The organism is Rhodoferax sp., from assembly GCF_034519335.1.
GTDB lineage: Bacteria > Pseudomonadota > Gammaproteobacteria > Burkholderiales > Burkholderiaceae_C > Allorhodoferax.
On record NZ_JAXHOL010000035.1, the window covers coordinates 141,730 to 160,544 of the forward strand.

General features: G+C 63.3%; 20 protein-coding genes. 14 read left to right on the forward strand and 6 right to left on the reverse strand.

All coding sequences use genetic code 11. The features are described from left to right. The first annotated feature begins 34 nt into the window (after positions 1 to 34). Positions 35 to 286: a hypothetical protein gene (locus U5O12_RS16035; RefSeq protein WP_322579605.1), complete on the forward strand. Its 252-nt coding sequence runs from the start codon at positions 35 to 37 to the stop codon at positions 284 to 286. 16 nt (positions 287 to 302) lie between these two features. Here the strand turns inward: U5O12_RS16035 and U5O12_RS16040 are convergent, their stop codons facing one another. The 5 genes from U5O12_RS16040 to U5O12_RS16060 all read right to left on the reverse strand — a co-directional run bounded on the left by U5O12_RS16040 (position 303) and on the right by U5O12_RS16060 (position 6,031). Continuing rightward, the gene (locus tag U5O12_RS16040; RefSeq protein WP_322579606.1) at positions 303 to 707 is read right to left on the reverse strand and encodes a MerR family transcriptional regulator; all 405 of its coding nucleotides are present in this window, start codon (positions 705 to 707) and stop codon (positions 303 to 305) included. Between the two features lie 87 nt (positions 708 to 794). After that, positions 795 to 3,041: a heavy metal translocating P-type ATPase gene (locus U5O12_RS16045; protein WP_322579607.1), complete on the reverse strand. Its 2,247-nt coding sequence runs from the start codon at positions 3,039 to 3,041 to the stop codon at positions 795 to 797. Between the two features lie 68 nt (positions 3,042 to 3,109). After that, entirely contained in the window at positions 3,110 to 4,684 is a 1,575-nt protein-coding gene (locus U5O12_RS16050; protein ID WP_322579608.1) for a methyl-accepting chemotaxis protein, read from the reverse strand. Between the two features lie 66 nt (positions 4,685 to 4,750). Continuing rightward, positions 4,751 to 5,197: a cache domain-containing protein gene (locus tag U5O12_RS16055; RefSeq protein WP_322579609.1), complete on the reverse strand. Its 447-nt coding sequence runs from the start codon at positions 5,195 to 5,197 to the stop codon at positions 4,751 to 4,753. Between the two features lie 360 nt (positions 5,198 to 5,557). Next, complete coding sequence (locus tag U5O12_RS16060) at positions 5,558 to 6,031, reverse strand: GNAT family N-acetyltransferase (RefSeq protein ID WP_322579610.1); 474 nt, start codon at positions 6,029 to 6,031, stop codon at positions 5,558 to 5,560. Positions 6,032 to 6,160: 129 nt separating this feature from the next. Between U5O12_RS16060 and U5O12_RS16065 the strand changes: the two genes are divergently transcribed. The 9 genes from U5O12_RS16065 to U5O12_RS16105 all read left to right on the forward strand — a co-directional run bounded on the left by U5O12_RS16065 (position 6,161) and on the right by U5O12_RS16105 (position 14,898). After that, positions 6,161 to 6,358 (forward strand): heavy-metal-associated domain-containing protein, encoded by a 198-nt coding sequence (locus U5O12_RS16065; protein ID WP_322579611.1) that lies wholly within the window; start codon positions 6,161 to 6,163, stop codon positions 6,356 to 6,358. Then, a complete protein-coding gene (gene cueR, locus U5O12_RS16070; RefSeq protein WP_322579612.1) occupies positions 6,342 to 6,779 on the forward strand; it encodes a Cu(I)-responsive transcriptional regulator in 438 nt (145 codons plus the stop codon). Before U5O12_RS16065 ends, cueR begins: the two co-directional genes overlap by 17 nt. 82 nt (positions 6,780 to 6,861) lie before the next feature. Then, entirely contained in the window at positions 6,862 to 7,602 is a 741-nt protein-coding gene (creB, locus tag U5O12_RS16075; RefSeq protein ID WP_322579613.1) for a two-component system response regulator CreB, read from the forward strand. Then, a complete protein-coding gene (creC, locus tag U5O12_RS16080; protein ID WP_322579614.1) occupies positions 7,599 to 9,065 on the forward strand; it encodes a two-component system sensor histidine kinase CreC in 1,467 nt (488 codons plus the stop codon). The genes creB and creC overlap by 4 nt, the downstream gene beginning before the upstream one ends. A 40-nt stretch (positions 9,066 to 9,105) precedes the next feature. Beyond that, a complete protein-coding gene (locus U5O12_RS16085; RefSeq protein WP_322579615.1) occupies positions 9,106 to 9,819 on the forward strand; it encodes an ankyrin repeat domain-containing protein in 714 nt (237 codons plus the stop codon). A 167-nt stretch (positions 9,820 to 9,986) separates the two neighbouring features. Then, positions 9,987 to 12,107 (forward strand): VIT and VWA domain-containing protein, encoded by a 2,121-nt coding sequence (locus U5O12_RS16090; RefSeq protein WP_322579616.1) that lies wholly within the window; start codon positions 9,987 to 9,989, stop codon positions 12,105 to 12,107. A gap of 12 nt (positions 12,108 to 12,119) precedes the next feature. Then, positions 12,120 to 12,971 (forward strand): exosortase Q, encoded by an 852-nt coding sequence (xrtQ, locus tag U5O12_RS16095; protein WP_322579617.1) that lies wholly within the window; start codon positions 12,120 to 12,122, stop codon positions 12,969 to 12,971. After that, positions 12,968 to 13,519 carry a hypothetical protein gene (locus tag U5O12_RS16100; protein WP_322579618.1) on the forward strand — a complete coding sequence of 184 codons (552 nt, stop codon included), beginning with the start codon at positions 12,968 to 12,970 and terminating at the stop codon, positions 13,517 to 13,519. Before xrtQ ends, U5O12_RS16100 begins: the two co-directional genes overlap by 4 nt. A gap of 29 nt (positions 13,520 to 13,548) precedes the next feature. Further along, entirely contained in the window at positions 13,549 to 14,898 is a 1,350-nt protein-coding gene (locus tag U5O12_RS16105) for a biosynthetic peptidoglycan transglycosylase (protein ID WP_322579619.1), read from the forward strand. Here the strand turns inward: U5O12_RS16105 and U5O12_RS16110 are convergent. Continuing rightward, a complete protein-coding gene (locus tag U5O12_RS16110) occupies positions 14,832 to 15,158 on the reverse strand; it encodes a phosphotyrosine protein phosphatase (RefSeq protein WP_322579620.1) in 327 nt (108 codons plus the stop codon). The two genes, U5O12_RS16105 and U5O12_RS16110, sit on opposite strands and share 67 nt — an antisense overlap. Before the next feature lie 129 nt (positions 15,159 to 15,287). Here U5O12_RS16110 and U5O12_RS16115 point away from each other — a divergent pair, with 129 nt between their 5' ends. From U5O12_RS16115 to U5O12_RS16130, 4 genes are all read left to right on the forward strand, one after another. Continuing rightward, positions 15,288 to 15,941: a Crp/Fnr family transcriptional regulator gene (locus U5O12_RS16115; RefSeq protein ID WP_322579621.1), complete on the forward strand. Its 654-nt coding sequence runs from the start codon at positions 15,288 to 15,290 to the stop codon at positions 15,939 to 15,941. 66 nt (positions 15,942 to 16,007) lie between these two features. Further along, positions 16,008 to 16,199 (forward strand): DUF2892 domain-containing protein, encoded by a 192-nt coding sequence (locus U5O12_RS16120; RefSeq protein WP_322579622.1) that lies wholly within the window; start codon positions 16,008 to 16,010, stop codon positions 16,197 to 16,199. A 218-nt stretch (positions 16,200 to 16,417) separates the two neighbouring features. Beyond that, the gene (locus tag U5O12_RS16125; RefSeq protein ID WP_322579623.1) at positions 16,418 to 17,458 is read left to right on the forward strand and encodes an ABC transporter ATP-binding protein; all 1,041 of its coding nucleotides are present in this window, start codon (positions 16,418 to 16,420) and stop codon (positions 17,456 to 17,458) included. Positions 17,459 to 17,530: 72 nt separating this feature from the next. Then, the gene (locus U5O12_RS16130; RefSeq protein ID WP_322579624.1) at positions 17,531 to 18,811 is read left to right on the forward strand and encodes an ABC transporter substrate-binding protein; all 1,281 of its coding nucleotides are present in this window, start codon (positions 17,531 to 17,533) and stop codon (positions 18,809 to 18,811) included. The last annotated feature ends 4 nt before the right edge of the window (positions 18,812 to 18,815 follow it).

Genomic DNA, 18,815 nt, shown 5'->3' on the forward strand with positions numbered 1-18,815 from the left:
CGTGGGGACTTGTTTCACTCAACAAGGTTTTCCCATGCCCCGCTTTTCCATTTCTCCCCGCGCCTTGGCGTGGTTCACGGGCAGCGCCTGTGTGGCCTGCTGCACCCTGCCCCTGTTGGCGCTGGCACTGGGGTCCACCGCCCTCACCGGTTTGGCCTTCTTTCTGGAGCCTGTCGCTGCGGTTCTGGCCATCGCCACGGCGGCTCTGCTGGCCTGGCGCTGGTGGCAGAAGCGCCAGGCACCTGCGTGTGATCTGGACTGCGAGAACGGCAAGGCCCCGCGCTAAACCACGTTGCGCGGTATCAAGCCGCGCAGGCCACATTGCCCGGCACACAGCTGGGCATGCCGTCAACCGAGGTGCAGTCCCCATCGCAAGCGCGCTGCACGGCCAGCAGCGCCTGGTGCTGGGCTTTCATGTGCGCCATTTGGGTTTCCAGCTGCAACACCTTTTGCGCCAGGCGCGCGGGCAGCGTGGCACATGATGGGGCGCTGTCGGCCCCCCCCAGCAAGCGGGCAATGTCCTGCAAGGTGAAGCCCACGCCCTTGAGCTGCTGGATGTGTGCCAGCCGCTGCACGCTGCTGGCGTCGTACACGCGGTAGTCGCTGTCGGCATCGCGGTGGCGCGCCTGCAGCAGGCCACGCTTTTCGTAGAAGCGGATCGTGTCGCGCGACACACCGCTGCGTTCAGACAGGTCACCAATCCACATGGCAAGATTCCGTTTAGGAGTTTGAGATGCTATAAATTAAGTAGCTGCTTGCGCATATTCCATGGGGGCTAGAGGCCTATTTTATTACTAATCCGGCTTCCAGCGCTTGAGCAGCAGGGCATTGGTCATCACACTCACCGAACTCAGCGCCATGGCCGCGCCGGCCACCACCGGGCTAAGGTAGCCCAGCGCGGCCAGCGAAATGCCGGCCGCGTTGTAGGCGAAGGCCCAGAACAGGTTTTGCCGGATCTTGGCCACCGTGCGGCGGCTGATGTCCAGCGCGCCCGCCACCAACAGCGGGTCGCCGCGCATGAGGGTGATGCCGGCGGCGTGCATGGCCACATCGGTACCTCCGCCGTTGGGATTAGCCATAGCCATGCCCACATCGGCGGCCGCCAGCGCGGGGGCATCGTTCACACCGTCGCCCACCATGGCAACTGGCAGCCCCTCGGCCTTCAGCGCCGCCACCTGCGCAGCCTTGTCGCCGGGCAACACCTCGGCGCGCACATCGTCCAGCCCCAGACGCTGCGCCATCGCTTCGGCCGCGCCCCGGTTGTCGCCCGAGATCATGACCGTGCGGATGCCGCGCGCCTTCAGCGTGGCCAGCGCTTCTTTGGCGCCGGGCTTGGGTTCGTCGGCAAAAGCGAGCAGGGCCAGCAGCCGCACGCCAGCGTCCGTGCGCTCCGCCATGGCGGACACGGTGGCGCCTTCGGCCTGCAGTTGTGCGGCGCGTGCCGCCACGGGGGCCGCATCCACGCCCAGCTCGGCCATCCAGCGCAGGCTGCCCAGCAGCAGCGTGCGGCCAGCCACCACACCTTGGGTGCCTCGGCCGGGCACCGCCTGCACATCCGTGGGGGCGTGTACTTCGATGCTCTTGGTTTTGGCCGCCGCCATGACCGCATGGGCCAGCGGGTGTTCGCTACCACTTTGCAAACTGGCGGCCAGCCCTAGCGCCTCGTCGTCCACCAGGCCTACGGGCACCAGCGCGGTCAAGCGCGGCTGGCCCACGGTCAGCGTGCCGGTCTTGTCAAAAGCCACCACGCGCACCGTGTGCGCCAGCTCCAGCGCCTGCGCGTCCTTGATGAGGATGCCGTGCTTGGCCGCCACACCCGTGCCCGCCATGATGGCCGCTGGCGTGGCCAGACCCAGCGCACAGGGGCAGGCAATCACCAGCACGGCCACGGCGTGGACCAGCGCGGTCTCCACGCTGTGGCCGGTGAACACCCAGGCCAGTAGCGTACCCAGCGCAATCACCAGCACCACCGGGACAAACACCGCGCTCACCTGGTCCACCAGCCGCTGGATGGGCGCTTTGGCCGCCTGGGCGTCTTCCACCAGGCGGATGATGTGGGACAGCACCGTGTCCACCCCCACCGCGCGCACCTGCAGCACCACGCGGCCCTCGCCATTGATGCTGCCACCGGCGAGCTTGGCGCCCACTTCCTTCGTCACAGGCAAGGGTTCACCGGTCAGCATGGACTCGTCCACCTGGGTGCGGCCTTCGAGCAGCGTGCCATCCACAGGAAAGCGCTCGCCCGGCTTGACCACAATCTTGTCGCCCACCAGCACTTCATTCACCGGCACATCGACCTCGCCATCGCGCCCCAGTAAGTGCGCCGTGTCGGGCCGCAGGGCGTGCAGCGCACGGATGGCGGCGGTGGTCTGGCGCTTGGTGCGCGCCTCCAGCCACTTGCCCAGCAGCACCAGCGTCACCACCACGGCGCTGCTTTCAAAGTACAGATGGGGTGCCATGGCAGGCATGACGTGGGCCGCATGGTCGGGCGCGCCAAACCACTGGGGACCCAACCACAGCCACATGGACAAGGCCCAACCCGCCGAGGTGCCGAGCGCCACCAGCAAATCCATATTGCCGCTGAGCGCGCGTGCGGCGTGCCAGCCCGCCTTGTAGAAGCGCGCACCCAGGATGAACTGCACCGGCGTGGCCAGCAGAAACTGCCACAGCGCTGGCAGCATCCAGTCCTTGCCAAACAGGTCCCCCACCATGGGCAGCACCAGCGGCGCCGACAAGGCCAGACCCAACCCCACCGGCGCAAAGCCCGCCCACGGCGAAACATCCACGGCGTCAATCGCTGCGCTGGGGGCCAGCGGCTCATAGCCCGCATCGCGCACGGCGCGGCGCAGGCGCGGCTCCAGCTCGGGGTCATGCACCGCAATGCGGGCAGACTCGGTCGCCAGGTTCACCGTGGCGCTGTCCACACCAGGCACTTTCTTCAGGGCTTTTTCCACACGCATCACACACGATGCGCAGGTCATGCCGCCAATGCCGATATCGATGGTGGAGGTGGTTGCAGGGGAGGGGGTTTCGGTACTCATGGCGCAAGCGTAAGGCTTGCCTTAGTGGGAAGGTCAAGCCCCAATGCAGCCGCATCGTGGCCGCTGCGCTACTGCAGGCGCAAAGGCTCACCCCGTGTCAGTTCGACTTCGCGGAGTTTGAACGTCGCCACGATCTGCCCCAGCTTGATCGCTTGATCTTTCAGGCTATCGGCTGCAGCTGACGACTGCTCCACCAATGCAGCATTTTGCTGGGTCATCTGGTCCAGCTCCGCAATAGAGGCGTTGACCTCACGAATTTCATGGCCCTGGCCGTCTGCGGTCGTGGTGATGTCGGCAATGATGTCCGACACGCGCTGCACCGACTCCACGATCTCTGTCATGGTCTGGCCAGAGGCTGCCACCAGGCGACTGCCACCCTCTACCTTGTCCACACTGGCACCAATCAGCGCCTTGATTTCACGTGCCGCCTCTGCACTGCGCCCGGCCAAGCTGCGAACCTCACTGGCCACCACGGCAAAGCCACGGCCCTGCTCGCCAGCCCGGGCGGCCTCTACGGCGGCATTCAATGCCAAGATGTTGGTCTGGAATGCGATGCCATCAATCACCCCAATGATGTCCCCAATCTTGCGACTGCTGCTGTTGATGTCCTCCATGGTGGTAACCACTTGCCCCACCTGGCTACCACCACGGGCGGCCACTTGCGCAGCGGACCCTGCCAAAGTGTTGGCCGTGCGGGCCGAGTCGGCAGATTGCAATACGGTGCCCGTGAGCTGTTGCATGCTGGATGCCGTGCGGGCCAGGTTACTGGCTGCTTGTTCAGTGCGCTGGCTCAAATCCAGGGTTCCGCTGGCAATTTCCGCACTCGAAAGGCGAATGGAATTACTGCTGTTCAACACCTCCCTCATCGCCTGACTCAGCTGCGTACTCATCCGGCCCAACGCCCGGATGAGGTCGCCGACCTCATCCGCTTTGCTGCTGCCTGTGTCAACCTGCAAATTGCCACTGGCCACATCGTTGGTTACAGCCACTGCACGGTGCAACTCTCGCACGACCTGGTTTTGCATCCACGCCGCCACTGCGATGACAGCGCCCGCCAAGCACAAACCCAATACCGAGAACAAAACGCTCATGCCCTGCGCCCGCTCACGCGAATTCGTCAGACTATCGGTAAGCTGAGCGTCCAGCCGGGCGACGATGCTGCCCAGCGACTTGCCCACCTCGGCAAAAGTGGCATCCGCCTGCTGCATGGCCACGGCTCCGGTGTTCGGATCAAAACTGGCCAGGTCAAGCGCTTGCGTAGTCTGCGCGACATAGTTCTTCAATTGGCTTTTAACGCCCTTCAAGGCCTTGTCGGCCACCTCGTCTTCGCCGGCGATCTCAGCCGCTGTCGAAATGGCGCGCGTGATTGCCACCACCTGGGTTTCAATGTCTGCCTTCACTTCCTTAATCTTGGCTTCGTCCAACGAAGCTGCCAGCGTCACCGTACGGTAAGCCGACGCGTGAACACGCCCTATCTGGTCTTGTGTACCAGTAAACACGCCCAATGCACCTATTACTGTTGCAACTCGTTCCTCGGTCTCAATGCGACTTTTTTGCAAAAGCCACGTACTGAACAGCGACAGACCCAACAAAATCACCGCAGTAAGAATGGGAGGGATCAGCAGCTTTTGGCGTAATTTCATAGGGACCTCAGATGCAAGACGTTGAAAACAGGTGTTGCCGCTTTGGCAACACCGGCCACCTACCCGTTACTTGTAAATGCCGCCACACACAATGGTTTCAGCAAGCCTCTCGCAATACATCTCTTTGGGTTCTATTTTTTTTGTTTCCGGATTGGTGAACTTGTAGTCTTGCCAAAAGCCGGTGGGTTTGGATTTGCCCAACTCAACGCGTTCCTTGATAAAGGCCTTTCCGTCAATGTCTTTCATCCCAATAAGGTCGAGCCCCACCTGCTTGGGATTGGCACCATGCGCCATGTTTTTCCCCTCTAGGCTGTAGACCACCAAATACAGGTCGTCCTTGATCCACTTTTTGTCCTTGCCGGTAATCTCGGCATACACCTTGTCTGCCCCCTCTGCCTTGATGGCAGCCACGCCGGCCTTCACCATCTTCATCGCATCGTCTCGCGTCGCGCCGCCCTCAGCACTCCACGCACCGGCGCACAGCACCGCCATGGAGGCACCGGTTGCGAACATTGAAAAAAGCTCTTTGACATGGGAATCTCCTGCTAGTGAAAGGTCGGAATGTGCATCTCGAACCCGAATGCAGCCCAAGGTGCCATTTCATTGTGGCACGTCAACCTCATTCTGAGTAGGCAAATTGACAAGGGTTTTCCCACAAAACTTTTGCCTACATTCACGGCACTGCGGGCGGTATTCGCAGCCGGGTTCACCACGGCGCTGTCCACGCCAGCATTTACTTCAGGGCCTTTCCACCCGCATCACATTCAATGACGCTGGTCATGCCCCGATGCCGATATCGATGGTAGAGGTGGTCGCGAGGGGAGAGGTTTCGCTACTCATGGTGCAAGCGTAAGGCTTGCCATAGTGGGAAGGTCAAGCGATGGTCAAACGCATGGGGACAAAGGCAATGCCCTTGGTCTCTACGCGCGGCCCGGTAGCCACAAACCCGAAGCGTTCGTACACCGGCTGGGCATAGGGTGTGGAGTTGACCGTGAAGTAGCCGGGGTTGGTGTCCCGCACCGCCGCACGGGCATGGTCCCACAGCTGGCGGCTCAGGCCCTGGCGCTGGCACGACGCGTCCACAAACAGGTGGTAGAGGTGGCTGGCGTCACGCACCGCCACCACACCGGCCAGGGCGCCGTCTTGCTCTGCCTTGAAGTAGGCGAAGCGCGGATCGGTCAGGTAGCCAGCGACAGATTCGGGCGAGATTGTCTTGAGAAAGTCCTCTGCCCCTGCGCCATCCGGTTGCAGCGTGAAAAAGCGGGCCACGCTGCCAATGAGGCGGCTGATGGCAGGCGCGTCTTCTGCTGTCGCGTTCCGAATTTCCATGAGGTTCTTCGTTTGCATTGAATTGAACGGTCAGCTTACGCGGGAACATGGACCTTGGCACAGCAACAGCTTTTTTGCAAAAGCACTTGACCCTCCCACCATGGCAAGGTTCACAATTCCTGCATTCACTGAAAACAAGGAGTTGCCATGAACCAAACCTTTACCGTCACCGGCATGACCTGCGGCCACTGCGAAAAGGCTGTCACCCGCGCCATCCAGGAAGTGGACGCCCAAGCGCAGGTGAAGATTGACCGCAGCCTGAACTTGGTGGAGGTGGAATCCACCAAGCCCCGCGAAGCCCTGGCCCACGCCATTGCAGAAGAAGGCTATGCCGTCGCAGCCTAAGCCTGCCCAAGTGTCCAGCCAGCCGGTCAACATTGGCGAGGCGGCGCGCCAAAGCGGGGTGTCCGCCAAGATGCTGCGGCACTACGAATCGCTGGGCCTGCTGGGCACGGTCAACCGCACCGACAGCGGCTACCGGCTCTACAGCGCCACTGACGTGCACACTCTGCGCTTCATCAAGCGCTGCCGCGACGTGGGCTTCTCCATGGCCGAGATTGGCGAGTTAGTGGGCCTGTGGCAAAACAAGCGCCGGGCCAGCGCGAACGTTAAGAAGATCGCCCAGAAGCGCATGGACGAGTTGAGTGAGCGCATCGCCGCCATGCAGGCCATGCAGCGCACGCTGTCCACCCTGCTGGACTGCTGCCATGGGGACGACCGGCCGGACTGCCCCATCCTGGACGACTTGGCGGGCACCACCACTTAGTCCACGAAACGCTATGTAATTGATAGCTGCTTGCGCACATTCGACGGGGGCTAGAGGCCATTTTTGCGCCACAATGCGCCCCATGGCCCTGAAACCGCGCATCCTTCTCGTCGAAGACGAATCCGGCATTGCCGACACCCTGCAGTACGTGCTGTCCACCGACGGCTTTGCCCCGGTGTGGGCCAGCACCGCCGAAGAGGCCATCCGCCTGTTCGCCGCCGAGCCTCCTGCACTGGCCGTGCTGGACGTGGGCCTGCCGGACCTCAACGGCTTTGAGCTTTTCCGCCGCCTGCAGGCCCTGCCCGGCGGCAGCCAGGTACCCATGCTGTTCCTCACCGCGCGCAGCGACGAGATCGACCGCGTGGTCGGCCTGGAGCTGGGCGCGGACGACTACATCGCCAAACCCTTCTCCCCGCGCGAGCTGGTGGCCCGCGTGCGCACCATCCTGCGCCGCAGCGCGCGGCCCGTGACCGCCCCCGTGCCTGCGCCTGCACCAGCGGCGCCCGTCAGCGCGCCCGCCATCTGGGCGCTGGACGAAGAACGCCACCAGATCCGCTTCTATGGCAAGGCACTGGAGCTGTCGCGCTACGAGTACGGCGTGCTGCGCTTGCTGGTGCAAAAGCCCGGCCGCGTGTTCACACGCGACGAACTGCTGCTGCAAGTCTGGGGCGGCGACAACGACAGCTTTGACCGCACGGTGGACGCCCACATCAAAACCCTGCGCGCCAAGCTCAAGGCCGTCGCCCCCACGCTGGAGCCCATCCGCACGCTGCGCGGCACGGGCTACGCGCTGAACGAAGAACTGCCCGCGAAACCTGCATGAGCAAGAGAAGCCGCATCTTCTTTGGCCTGCTGCTGATTTACGCAATCGGCATGGCCGCCGTGCTCTACCGCGTGGTCAGTGATCTGGACCCACGCTACCGCGAGTCCGCCGAAGAATCGCTGGTGGAAACCTCGCAACTGCTGGCCACCTTGATAGAGCAAGACGTGCGCGACGGTGCCATCGACACGGCGCGGATGGACAACCTGTTCAAAGCGGCATACGCCCGCGAATTCAGCGCACAAATATTCAGCGTCAACAAAACCAAGGTGGAACTGCGCGCCTACGTGACCGACCGCAACGGCACCGTGCTGTTCGACTCCACTGGCCAATCGCAGGGCAAAGACTTCTCTCAGTGGCGCGATGTGCAGCTCACGCTCAAGGGCGAATACGGCGCCCGCACCACGCTGGATATTCCGGGCGACCCCAACTCGGCCGTCATGTACATGGCCGCCCCCGTCCGCTGGACCGGCAACGCGCAGGGTGCGGGTAGCGGCGAAATCATTGGCGCGGTTACCGTGGGCAAGCCGGTGCAAACCTTCGGCCAGTTCGTGGCCGCTGCACGCAGCCGCACGCTGTATGCGGGGCTCATCTCGGTGCTGGCCGTACTGGTGCTGGCCGTCATGGTGTCCATGTGGCTGGTGCGGCCCTTTGGGCTGATTACCGATTACGCGCGCTATATCAAGGCCCAGCGAGGCTTCCACCCAGCCCGCCTGCTACGCCGCGGCTGGGACCTGATGCGCGCCGCCTACGACGAAATGCGCGATGCCCTGGCCGGGCGCAACTACGTGGCCGACTATGTGCAGACGCTCACGCATGAGGTGAAGAGCCCGCTCTCCGCCATTCGCGGCGCGGCCGAGTTGCTGCAAGAGCCCATGGAAGAAGCCCAGCGCCAGCGCTTTCTCACCAACATCCAACGCGAAACCCAGCGCATCCAGGAGATGGTGGACCGCATGATGGAACTCACCGCACTGGAAACCCGCCGCGTGTTGGACAACGTGCAGCCCGTCGCGCTGCGTCCCCTGCTGGAAGAGCTGAGCCTGGCCACCCAAGGCGTGGCCACGCAACGCGGCATCCGCATCAGCGTGCAGGCACAAGCGGATGCCACGGTAGAGGCCGACCCCTTCTTGCTGCGCCGCGCGGTGAGCAACCTGCTGGACAACGCGCTGGACTTCTCCCCTGAAGGCGGCACCATCGAACTCGGTCTGCAAGTGCAAGGCCGCTGGGCCCAGATCACCGTACGCGACCAAGGGCCTGGAATCCCCAGCTACGCGCAGGACAAGGTGTTTGAGAAGTTCTATTCGTTGGCGCGCCCGCACTCCAAGAAGAAGAGCACGGGGTTGGGGCTGAGCTTTGTGAAGGAGATTGCTTCGCTGCACCGGGGCAGGGTAGAGCTGGGGAATCGGCCTGAAACCCAAGGCTCTGGGGCATACGCTGTACTGTGGCTGCCTCGCAGAATGGACTAATTCTTGCAAAGAGCCGAACAACATTTACCTCCAAGTACCTATGCCATCCATTTACATCATCAAAATCCCAGGATGGCGCACATTCTCACTTGAGATCCCTGCTTTTAGGCAGATCATTGATTCCGCAATTGGTCGGTCGAAACAAGTCTTTCGATCGCCCATCTTCGCGGCCATTGAGCAAGGTCATGACGACAAGGCACTACGTCTTGCTACATCCAGACGATTGCACGGCGCCCGTGGGAAATGGGGCGAAACGCCTCTAGTTGCAGCCATTGCTGCTGATAGACAAGATCTAGCACTTGCATTGATTCGGCGCGGAGGGACATTCGCAGGGGATGGCGCACTCGCTCATGCGGCCATGAGAGGAAATCTTCAGATAGTTCAATCACTTTTAGCAACGGGGAAAAGCCCCGATGAACCACTAAATAATGGTGATGGGGGAGTCACGCCACTCATGTGGGCGACAAATCGGAAGTTCTACGCCTGCATGGAAAGCCTTCTTGCTGCGGGAGCAAACATCAACGCGCAAGACAAGAACGGGACTACTGCGGCAATGTATACCCGCAGCGGGACACCAGAATTCCTAACGGCTTTGGATGTTCTGTGCCGCTACAAACCCAACATAAGTCTTCAAGACTGGCGGGGGCGAAATTTAAAAAAAGAAGCAAATGACAGAGAACGCAATAGCAACGATCCGGCAATGCGGATCCTGCTTGAGCGCCATTTTCCGGAAGTTGATTTTCAAGATGAATAGTATTGGGGACATATTTTCGATACACCTTTATTAGGTGCGAATCAAATCCTTTTCACCCCCATTTCACACAGGCTTCACACAAGCCCCCAACCCCTTCAAACTGACTTCTCCCCCGGGCGGGATGCTCTCTCCACCGTGCAATACCGCACGCCGACTGGAGAAGCCCCATGGCACTTGTTGCTACCCACCCGGCCCACCATGCCGCCTCTGCTGAGCCCCCCGCGCGCCGCTCGCGCTGGGTCTGGCTGGCCACCACCGCGCTGTCTGCCGCCTGCTTTGTGGCGCTGACCATCAGCCCGCCAGCCCAAGCGCAGGACCGCGACGCGACACCGCGCCAAAAGACCGAGAGCCCCTATTTCTTCATCAAGAGCGACAACCCTGGCGTGGACCAGTTGCCGCTCAAATCCACCCAAGTCAACGTGAAGGTCAGCGGCGTGATTGCCGACGTGACCGTGGTGCAGACCTACAAGAACGAAGGCCAACGCGCCATCGAAGCCAAGTACGTGTTCCCCGGCTCCACACGCGCTGCCGTGTACGGCATGAACGTGCGCCTGGCGGACCGCCTGATCACGGCCAAGATCCGCGAGAAACAACAGGCCAAGATCGAATACGACGCGGCCAAGGCCGAGGGCAAGACCGCCGCGCTGCTGGAGCAGCACCTGCCCAATGTGTTCCAGATGAACGTGGCCAACATCATGCCCGGCGACGACGTGAAGGTGGAGCTGCGCTACACCGAACTGCTGCTGCCCACGGATGGCAAGTACCAGTTCGTCTTCCCCACCGTGGTGGGCCCGCGCTACAACAGCCCCACAACGCAAGGTTCAGGCAGCCAAGCCAAGGCCACCTGGGTGGCCCAGCCCTATCTGCCCCAGGGCCAGAACACGCCCACCAGTGCCGCGGCGCCTGCGTTTGACATCCACGTGTCGCTGAACACACCCATTGGCGTGAAGGAAGTACGCTCCAGCTCGCACACCATCCGCAGCTACACCGAGCAGGGTGGCGCCACGGTGGTGGGCTTGTTGCCCACCGCAGAGCCGACCAACAACCGTGACTTCATCCTGGACTACCGCCTGGCGGGCGACAAGATCGAAACTGGCGTGATGCTTTACAAGGGCCAGGACGAAAACTTCTTCCTCGCCATGGTGGAGCCGCCCAAGGCCCCGCCTGCCACGGCCATCACGCCGCGTGAGTACATCTTTGTGGTGGACATCTCGGGTTCCATGCACGGCTTTCCGCTGGATACGGCCAAGGGTGTGTTGCGCGAGCTGATTGGCGGCCTACGCCCCAGCGACACCTTCAACGTGCTGCTGTTTTCGGGCAGCAACAGCTTCTTGAACCCTACGTCGGTGCCCGCCACCAAGGCCAACATTGACCAGGCCATCCGCACCATCGACAGAGAAGGCGGCGGTGGCAGCACCGAGCTGATCCCCGCGCTCAAGCGCGTGTACGCCCAACCCAAGAACGCCGACACCTCGCGCACCGTGGTGGTGGTGACGGATGGCTATGTGACCGTGGAACGCGAAGCCTTTGAACTGGTGCGCAACAACCTGTCGAGCGCCAACGTGTTTTCCTTCGGCATCGGCTCCAGCGTGAACCGCCACCTCATGGAAGGCCTGGCCCGTGCGGGCATGGGCGAACCCTTCATCATCACCAAACCCGAGCAAGCGGCCGAACAAGCCAAACGCTTCCGCCAAATGATCGACTCCCCCGTGCTCACCAACGTAAAAGCGCGCTTTGAAGGCCTGGACGTGTACGACGTGGAGCCGCGCCAGCTGCCCGACCTGCTGGCCCAGCGCCCGCTCATCGTGTTTGGCAAATGGCGCGGTGAGGCCAAGGGCACGCTGGTGGTGGACGGCAACTCGGCCAACGGCCCCTTGCACTTCAGCATGCCCATCAACGCCAGCAATGTGACCGACACTGCCGCCCTACGCCAGCTCTGGGCCCGCCACCGCATTGCTGCGCTGAGTGACCAGGAAGCCCTGGAAGGCGGCAGTGCCGCCAAGGACGCCATCACCGACCTGGGCCTGAAGTACAGCCTGCTCACCCAGTACACCAGCTTTCTGGCGGTAGACCAGGTGGTCCGCAACAAGGCGCCTGCAGACGCCCCCAGCGTGAACCAGCCTTCGCCCCTGCCGCAAGGTGTGGAGAACTCGGCCCTGGGCGCTGAAGTGCCCAGCACGCCCGAGCCCGCCACCTGGGGCGCCATGCTGCTGACGCTGAGTGTGCTGGCCATGTTGGCGCACCGCCGCCACCGCGCTACGCGCCGCGCCCACCACTTCACCAGTTGAACGGGAATCGCCATGGCTTTGTCCCGCCTTCTGCAAATGCCCCGCTTTGTGCGCTTCGGCATCGCCATCGACACCGCCCCCGAATGGCGCTGGCTGGCCCTGCTGGCCCTGGCGCTGTGGCCCACCTGGTGGTGGATGGGCCAACGCATGGCTGACGGCTCAGACGACCCGCTGGGGCTGCTGGCCCTGGCGGCCTTGGGCGGGCTGCTGTGGCAACACCGCCGCCAGCTGCGCGCCGCGCCGCGCCTGGGCTTTCAGGCAGCGGCGCTCACTGGCGCGGTGCTCACCACGGCGCTGCACCAGCAGCTGCCGGACCTGGTGGTGGCGCTCATCGGCCTGCTGTCCATCGCGACCGGGCTCATCGCCTTCTTGCCAGCGCGCGTGGCCACGGCGCCGGTGCTCGGCCTGTCGGTGTTGTCGCTGCCGCTACTGGCCTCGCTGCAGTTCTATGCGGGCTTTCCGCTGCGCGTGGTGACGGCGGAGTTGAGCCGCTGGCTGCTGTCCATCGCCCACACCGTGGAGCGCACCGGCAGCAGCCTGGTGGTGAACGGGCAACTGGTCATCGTGGATGCGCCCTGCTCGGGCGTGCAGATGGCATGGCTGGGCTACTTCACGGCCTGTGTGGTGGCGCTGGCCACCAGCCAGCGCAACAAGACCTTTTTGCTGCGCCTGCCCGTGGTGGGGGTGCTGGTGCTGCTGGGCAATGTGTTGCGCAACACGGTGCTGGTGGCGCTGCAGGCCTCGGGCATTGCTTTCCCCGGCTGGGGCCATGACGCCGTGGGCCTGCTGGTGTTGGCCACGGTGTGCGGTGGCATTGCCTGGGCCATGGGCCGCACCGGTTCTTTGGAGCGCGCAACAGCATGAACTTTCTGGAAAACCGCTTTCTAAACCGCGTGCTGCACAAGACCCTGTGGACTGCCGTGCTGCCACTGTGTGCGGTGTGGGGCATTGCCCAGGCGCTCACCGGGCAGGACACCATGCGCGACCCCAACACCACCCACGTGGAGTTGCCTACCAAATGGCAAGGCGCGCCCCTGCGCCCCTTGGCGCTGAGTGAGGTGGAGGCACGTTTCGCCCGCCACTTCCCCGGCACTGTTGCGCGCCTGACCGATGACCGCCAGGTGCTGGTGCTGCGCACTGTGAACCAGCCTACGCGCATGCTGCACCCCGCCACCGACTGCTACCGCGGTCTGGGCTACCGCATCCGCAATGAACAGCTGGAGGAGCAGGCCGACAAGACGCGCTGGCGCTGCTTTGTGGCGGACAAGGGCGGCCAGGCGGTGCGCGTGTGCGAGCGCATCGAGGACGCGCAAGGGCAGGGCTTTACCGATACCTCGGCCTGGTACTGGGCTTCGGTGGCCGGCCAGTCCACGGGTCCGTGGAAAGCCGTGACGGTGGCAACGCCGCTGTAAGGCGGCTAGGTTTCAGGAAGGAAGATGCTGTGCGTACTTGGCTTGGGGCTGCGGCCCGGGTTCTGCTCATTACGGTGGTGCTGGCCATGCTGGGCCTAGGCGCCTTGCTGTTCACGGCGCGCGCACTGTTGCGCCCGGCGCCGGGGGACTGGGCCACCACGCTGCGGGCCGGGCCGGTGAGCCTGGACGTGGGTGTGGCCGCGCTGGTGCAGTGGGGCAGTACGCCCTGGATTGCCCGGCAGCTGCATGGCCGCACCCTGCCCACACGCCTGGGCGAAGTGCAGCTGAGCTGGATTGAGGCCAGCCAACAGCTCAGCCTGCGCTGCCAACCCTGCACGTTGCGCAGCAGCAGCTGGGGTGGCGAACCCATCCGCCTGCAAGAAGCCCGCATGACCGTGCGCCGCAACGCCACCGAGCTGCGCGGTACGCTGCACAGCGGGGCGGTCAACGCCACGTGGCGCGGCAACCTGCGCCCCACCGGCATCACGCTCCACATTGAGGTACCCGACACGCCGGTAGCCGATGGCTATGCACTGTTTGCCAGCGCCATCCCCGAAGTGGCGACCGCGCAGATCGATGGCACGTTCTCCCTCAAGGCCACGCTAGACCTTCCCAGCAAGACGCTGACGGTGCGGCCCCGCATCAGCGGCATGGCCGTACAAGGCCTGGGCACCGAAGCCTGGGCGCAGGCGCAAAGCCAGTGCAACCGCAGCCTGCCTGTGGCCATGACGCGCGCCAATGTGCGCGCCGACAGCCTGCTGGCCCGCGCCGTGCTGGCCGCCGAAGACCAGCGCTTTTATGAGCACCCCGGCTACGACCTGGTGGAGATGGGCAAGGCCCTGCGCAGCAACCAGGTGGAAGACGCGACCTTGCAAGTCCTTGGACGCGCAGCTCGCCCGCCGCGCGGGGCCAGCACACTCTCGCAGCAAGTGGCCAAGCTGCTGGTCACCGGCGGGGAGCGCTCGCCCGTGCGCAAGCTGCGCGAACTGCTCTACGCGGTGGAGATGGAACAGACCCTGGGCAAGGCGCGCATCCTGCGCCTCTACCTGGACCACGCACCTTGGGGCGCCACGGTCTGTGGCGCGCAGGCCGCGGCCCACACCTACTTTGGCAAACGCGCCGACCAGCTCACCGCTGCCCAGGCCGTCTGGCTGGCCGCCATGCTGCACAACCCGGCCCTGGAAGCCCAGCGCTGGAAGGCGCGCGGCAGTATCAACCTGGAACGCGCACAGTGGGTGGCGGCCGGGCTGCGGCCTTTGCCCAAGCGGGAACGAGCTGCGCTGCTGGAGGAACTGCCACTGCTGGTCTGGGCTCAGTCCAGTCCCAAGATCCCCGCCACCCCGCTGCGCACCAGTTCCACTAGCTCCGGGTCCATGTAGCGGTAGTCGTCGGGTATATCCAGCACGTGCAGGGGCTTGCCCTGTAGCAACTCCCGAAAGCTGGCCTTGAGCTGGGAGGCGTGTTTGTCCTCCATCACGCACACCGCGTCCGCCCACAAGATGTCTGCTTCGGACACTGGATGGCGGGCGTTGCGGCTGGTGCCGCCGGAGCGCACCGACAGGCCGGGGTGCTTGCGCCACACCTGTTCGGCGGTGGGGCTGCGCCACTGATTGCGACTACAGACAAAAAGAAGGTTCATGGAACGTTGGCGCAGAGATGGAGCGCATTTTAGGCCCCAAGTCCGCTTCAAACATACGTGAATAGCTATCAAATCAGTAGCTGCTCGCGCATATTCCATAAGCATTGGAGGCCGATATGATGCCTAACCATGCACACCGACCTGCTCACCCTGTATCCCACCCTACAGCCTTTGGCCCCAGCGCTGGAGGCACTGCAAGCGCAGGCGGTGTCGGTTCCCGCCGGTACGCAGCTGTTTGCGCAAGGCGCGCCCTGCCAGGGCTTTCCATTGGTGCTGGCGGGGGAGGTGCGGGTGGCCTGCCATTCGGGTGACGGGCGCAGTCTGGAGCTGTACCGGGTGCTTCCCGGCGAGTTGTGCCTGGTGAGCAGTGCCAGCCTGTTTCGCGGGCTGCCGCTGGGGGCCGACGGTACGAGCACGCAGGCCAGCACCTTGCTGATGATTCCACCCACGTTGTTTGAGGAATGGCTGGCGGAACCTGCTTTTCGCACGCTGGTGCTGGGCCTGTTTGCCGAGCGCATGGCCGAACTCACCAGCCTGGTGGACGCGGTGGCCTTTCAGAAACTGGACCAGCGCCTGGCGGCCACACTGCTGGGGCGGGGGCAAGACCTGCACCTGTCGCACCAAACCCTGGCCGACGAGCTGGGCACGGTGCGCGAGATGGTGACGCGCCTGTTGCGCCGGTTTGAGCGGGAGGGCTGGATTGCCCTGGGCCGCGAGCACATCCATATCCAGCGCAGCGCGGCCCTGCGCGCCCTGGCCAGCGGCCTGCCACCCCCTGTGTGACTTAGGTCACAGACACCAGCGCCGCCCGGGCGTCCAATCACTCCATCGCAACCAAGGAGTGACTCCATGAAAGCAAATGTTGGCGGCATTGACCGCATCGTCCGTATCGGCGCTGGCGCTGTTCTCATCGGCCTGGCTGCCACCGGGACCGTGGGCTGGTGGGGTTGGCTGGGCGCAGTGCCCCTGGCCACCGGCCTGATGGGTTGGTGCCCACCGTATGCCATCTTCGGCTTCAGCACCTGCAAAATGAAGAGCTAGTTACTATCAAATAGATAGCTGTTCGCGCAATATCCATAAGCGCTAGCAGCACATTTGGCACCCAAATGGCAAGCCAACGCTGGCTTGCCCGCACCAAAGCCGCGCGCACCGGTTTGCGCCCTTGGTGTGCTGCATCGCACAAAACGGGTGCATTTTGTACACAAAGTGCCAAAAACATTGTGTACAAAGCTGGCACAGGCTTTGCGTAAGGGTTGGGCATGAACGCCACTACCCCCGTGCAGGCCGCGGCCATTGAGCTGGTTGGACTGAGCAAACGCTACGCCCAGGGCAAGCCTGCCGTGGACAACATCAACCTGCGCATTGCCAGCGGCAGCTATTGCTGCTTGTTGGGCCCATCGGGCTGCGGCAAGAGCACCACGCTGCGCATGATTGCGGGGCACGAGTCGGCCAGCAGTGGCGACATCCTGCTGGAGAACCGCAACATCACCGACCTGCCCGCCGCCGAGCGCGGCACGGCCATGATGTTCCAGAGCTTTGCACTCTTCCCGCACCTGAGCGCGCTGGACAACGTGGCCTTCAGCCTGAAGATGAAGGGCGTGGACAAGCTGGCGCGCCATGCCAAGGCGCAGGATCTGCTGGAGCGCGTGGCCATGGGCCACCTGGCAGACCGCAAACCGGCCGAGTTGTCGGGCGGGCAGCAACAGCGCGTGGCGTTGGCGCGTGCCCTGATTACCCAGCCGCGCGTGCTGCTGCTGGACGAACCCCTTTCCGCACTGGACCCCTTCTTGCGCATCCAGATGCGCGCCGAGCTGCGCCGCTGGCAAAAGGAACTGGGCCTGACCTTCATCCACGTGACGCACAGCCAGGAAGAAGCCATGGCGCTGGCGGACACCATGGTGGTGATGAACCACGGCGTCATCGAACAAGTGGGCAGCCCGCACGAGGTCTACAACAAGCCAGCCAGCGAGTTTGTGGCGCGCTTCATGGGCGGCCACAACGTGCTGGAAACCCCAGCCGGCAAGATTGGTGTGCGCACCGACCAGATGCAGGTCACCCCCGCCACCAGCGCCAACACCGACGCACCACACACCAAGCGCGCCGTGATCACCGATGTGGAGTACCAAGGCACCTATGTGCTGCTGGGCCTGCAAAACCCCGGCGTCGCCCACACCGCGCACACCACGGCCGAGATCTCGGTGATGGTGTCCGAAGCCACCTTTGCCCAACAGCCCTACACCGTAGGCGAGACCGTGCAGCTGAGCTGGGCACCAGCCGCTGCGCACCCGCTGGCGTACTGATTTCCCGTTCTCTATTTCCCCTGTCTTCGCAAGAAGTTTCCAACCCCTCCGCACCTCTCAAGGAGTTTTCTCATGGCTGATGATCTGAAAGACACCCTCTCCACCGCCGCACCCATGCAACGCCGCAGCCTGCTCAAAGGCACTGCTGGTATCCTGGCTGCGGGCGTGTTCCCCGCCGTGCACTCGGCCGACCCCATCGTGCTGCGCTACCTGGGCACCGCCGTGAACCAAGACAAGGCGATTGCGGAGAAGTTCGAGAAAGACACCGGTATCAAGATCCAGTATGTGGCCGTGACCACCGACGACGTGACCAAGCGCGCCGTCACCGCACCCAACAGCTTTGACCTGATCGATTCCGAATATTTCTCGCTCAAAAACATCGTACCCACCGGTAACTTGAAGGGCATCGATACCAAGCGCATCAAGAACGCCGACAAGATCACCACACTGTTCACCAAGGGCGAAGTGGCGGGCAAAAAGGTTGGCGACCAAGGCACTGCGCCCAAGAAGGTGATCTACCTGGAAGGCGAGAAGAGCAAGAAGTTCTCTGCCGCGCCGACCCAATTCATGTCGCTCATTCCCACCGTGTACAACGCCGACACGCTGGGCATCCGCCCTGACCTGATCAAGCGTCCCATCTCCTCCTGGGCCGAGCTGCTGAACCCCGAATTCAAGGGCAAGGCCGCGATCCTGAACATCCCCTCCATCGGCATCATGGACGCCGCCATGGTGGTGGAAGCCATGGGCATCTACAAGTATCCCGACAAGGGCAACATGACCAAGAAGGAAATTGACCTGACGATCAAGACCCTGATTGAAGCCAAGAAGCAAGGCCAGTTCCGCAGCCTGTGGAAAGACTTCAACGAGTCCGTGAACCTGATGGCCTCTGGCGAAGTGGTGATCCAGTCCATGTGGAGCCCTGCCGTGACCGCCGTGCGCACCAAGGGCATTGCCTGCAACTTCCAGCCCCTGAAGGAAGGCTATCGCGCCTGGGCCTCCGGCTTCGGCCTGCCCGCCACCTTGTCTGGCAAAAAGCTGGATGGTGCCTACGAGTTCATCAACTGGTTCCTGGACGGCTGGGCCGGTGCCTACTTGAACCGCCAGGGCTACTACAGCGCCGTGCTGGACACCGCCAAGGCCAAGATGGAAGCCTACGAATGGGCCTACTGGATGGAAGGCAAGCCTGCCACCCAGGACATTAAGAGCCCCAACGGCGATGTGCTGGCCAAGAAGGGCGAAAGCCGCGACGGTGGCAGCTACGAGCAGCGCATGGGCGGCATCGCCTGCTGGAACGCCGTGATGGACGAAAACGCCTACATGGTCCAGAAGTGGAACGAGTTCGTCGCAGCCTAACGAC

Bases quoted from the DNA above. Each gene is read 5' to 3' on its own strand.
- U5O12_RS16035 (WP_322579605.1), top strand. From the start codon at position 35: ATGCCCCGCTTTTCCATTTCTCCCCGCGCCTTGGCGTGGTTCACGGGC.
- U5O12_RS16040 (WP_322579606.1), bottom strand. From the start codon at position 707: ATGTGGATTGGTGACCTGTCTGAACGCAGCGGTGTGTCGCGCGACACG.
- U5O12_RS16045 (WP_322579607.1), bottom strand. From the start codon at position 3,041: ATGAGTACCGAAACCCCCTCCCCTGCAACCACCTCCACCATCGATATC.
- U5O12_RS16050 (WP_322579608.1), bottom strand. From the start codon at position 4,684: ATGAAATTACGCCAAAAGCTGCTGATCCCTCCCATTCTTACTGCGGTG.
- U5O12_RS16055 (WP_322579609.1), bottom strand. From the start codon at position 5,197: ATGTTCGCAACCGGTGCCTCCATGGCGGTGCTGTGCGCCGGTGCGTGG.
- U5O12_RS16060 (WP_322579610.1), bottom strand. From the start codon at position 6,031: ATGCAAACGAAGAACCTCATGGAAATTCGGAACGCGACAGCAGAAGAC.
- U5O12_RS16065 (WP_322579611.1), top strand. From the start codon at position 6,161: ATGAACCAAACCTTTACCGTCACCGGCATGACCTGCGGCCACTGCGAA.
- cueR (WP_322579612.1), top strand. From the start codon at position 6,342: ATGCCGTCGCAGCCTAAGCCTGCCCAAGTGTCCAGCCAGCCGGTCAAC.
- creB (WP_322579613.1), top strand. From the start codon at position 6,862: ATGGCCCTGAAACCGCGCATCCTTCTCGTCGAAGACGAATCCGGCATT.
- creC (WP_322579614.1), top strand. From the start codon at position 7,599: ATGAGCAAGAGAAGCCGCATCTTCTTTGGCCTGCTGCTGATTTACGCA.
- U5O12_RS16085 (WP_322579615.1), top strand. From the start codon at position 9,106: ATGCCATCCATTTACATCATCAAAATCCCAGGATGGCGCACATTCTCA.
- U5O12_RS16090 (WP_322579616.1), top strand. From the start codon at position 9,987: ATGGCACTTGTTGCTACCCACCCGGCCCACCATGCCGCCTCTGCTGAG.
- xrtQ (WP_322579617.1), top strand. From the start codon at position 12,120: ATGGCTTTGTCCCGCCTTCTGCAAATGCCCCGCTTTGTGCGCTTCGGC.
- U5O12_RS16100 (WP_322579618.1), top strand. From the start codon at position 12,968: ATGAACTTTCTGGAAAACCGCTTTCTAAACCGCGTGCTGCACAAGACC.
- U5O12_RS16110 (WP_322579620.1), bottom strand. From the start codon at position 15,158: ATGAACCTTCTTTTTGTCTGTAGTCGCAATCAGTGGCGCAGCCCCACC.
- U5O12_RS16115 (WP_322579621.1), top strand. From the start codon at position 15,288: ATGCACACCGACCTGCTCACCCTGTATCCCACCCTACAGCCTTTGGCC.
- U5O12_RS16120 (WP_322579622.1), top strand. From the start codon at position 16,008: ATGAAAGCAAATGTTGGCGGCATTGACCGCATCGTCCGTATCGGCGCT.
- U5O12_RS16125 (WP_322579623.1), top strand. From the start codon at position 16,418: ATGAACGCCACTACCCCCGTGCAGGCCGCGGCCATTGAGCTGGTTGGA.
- U5O12_RS16130 (WP_322579624.1), top strand. From the start codon at position 17,531: ATGGCTGATGATCTGAAAGACACCCTCTCCACCGCCGCACCCATGCAA.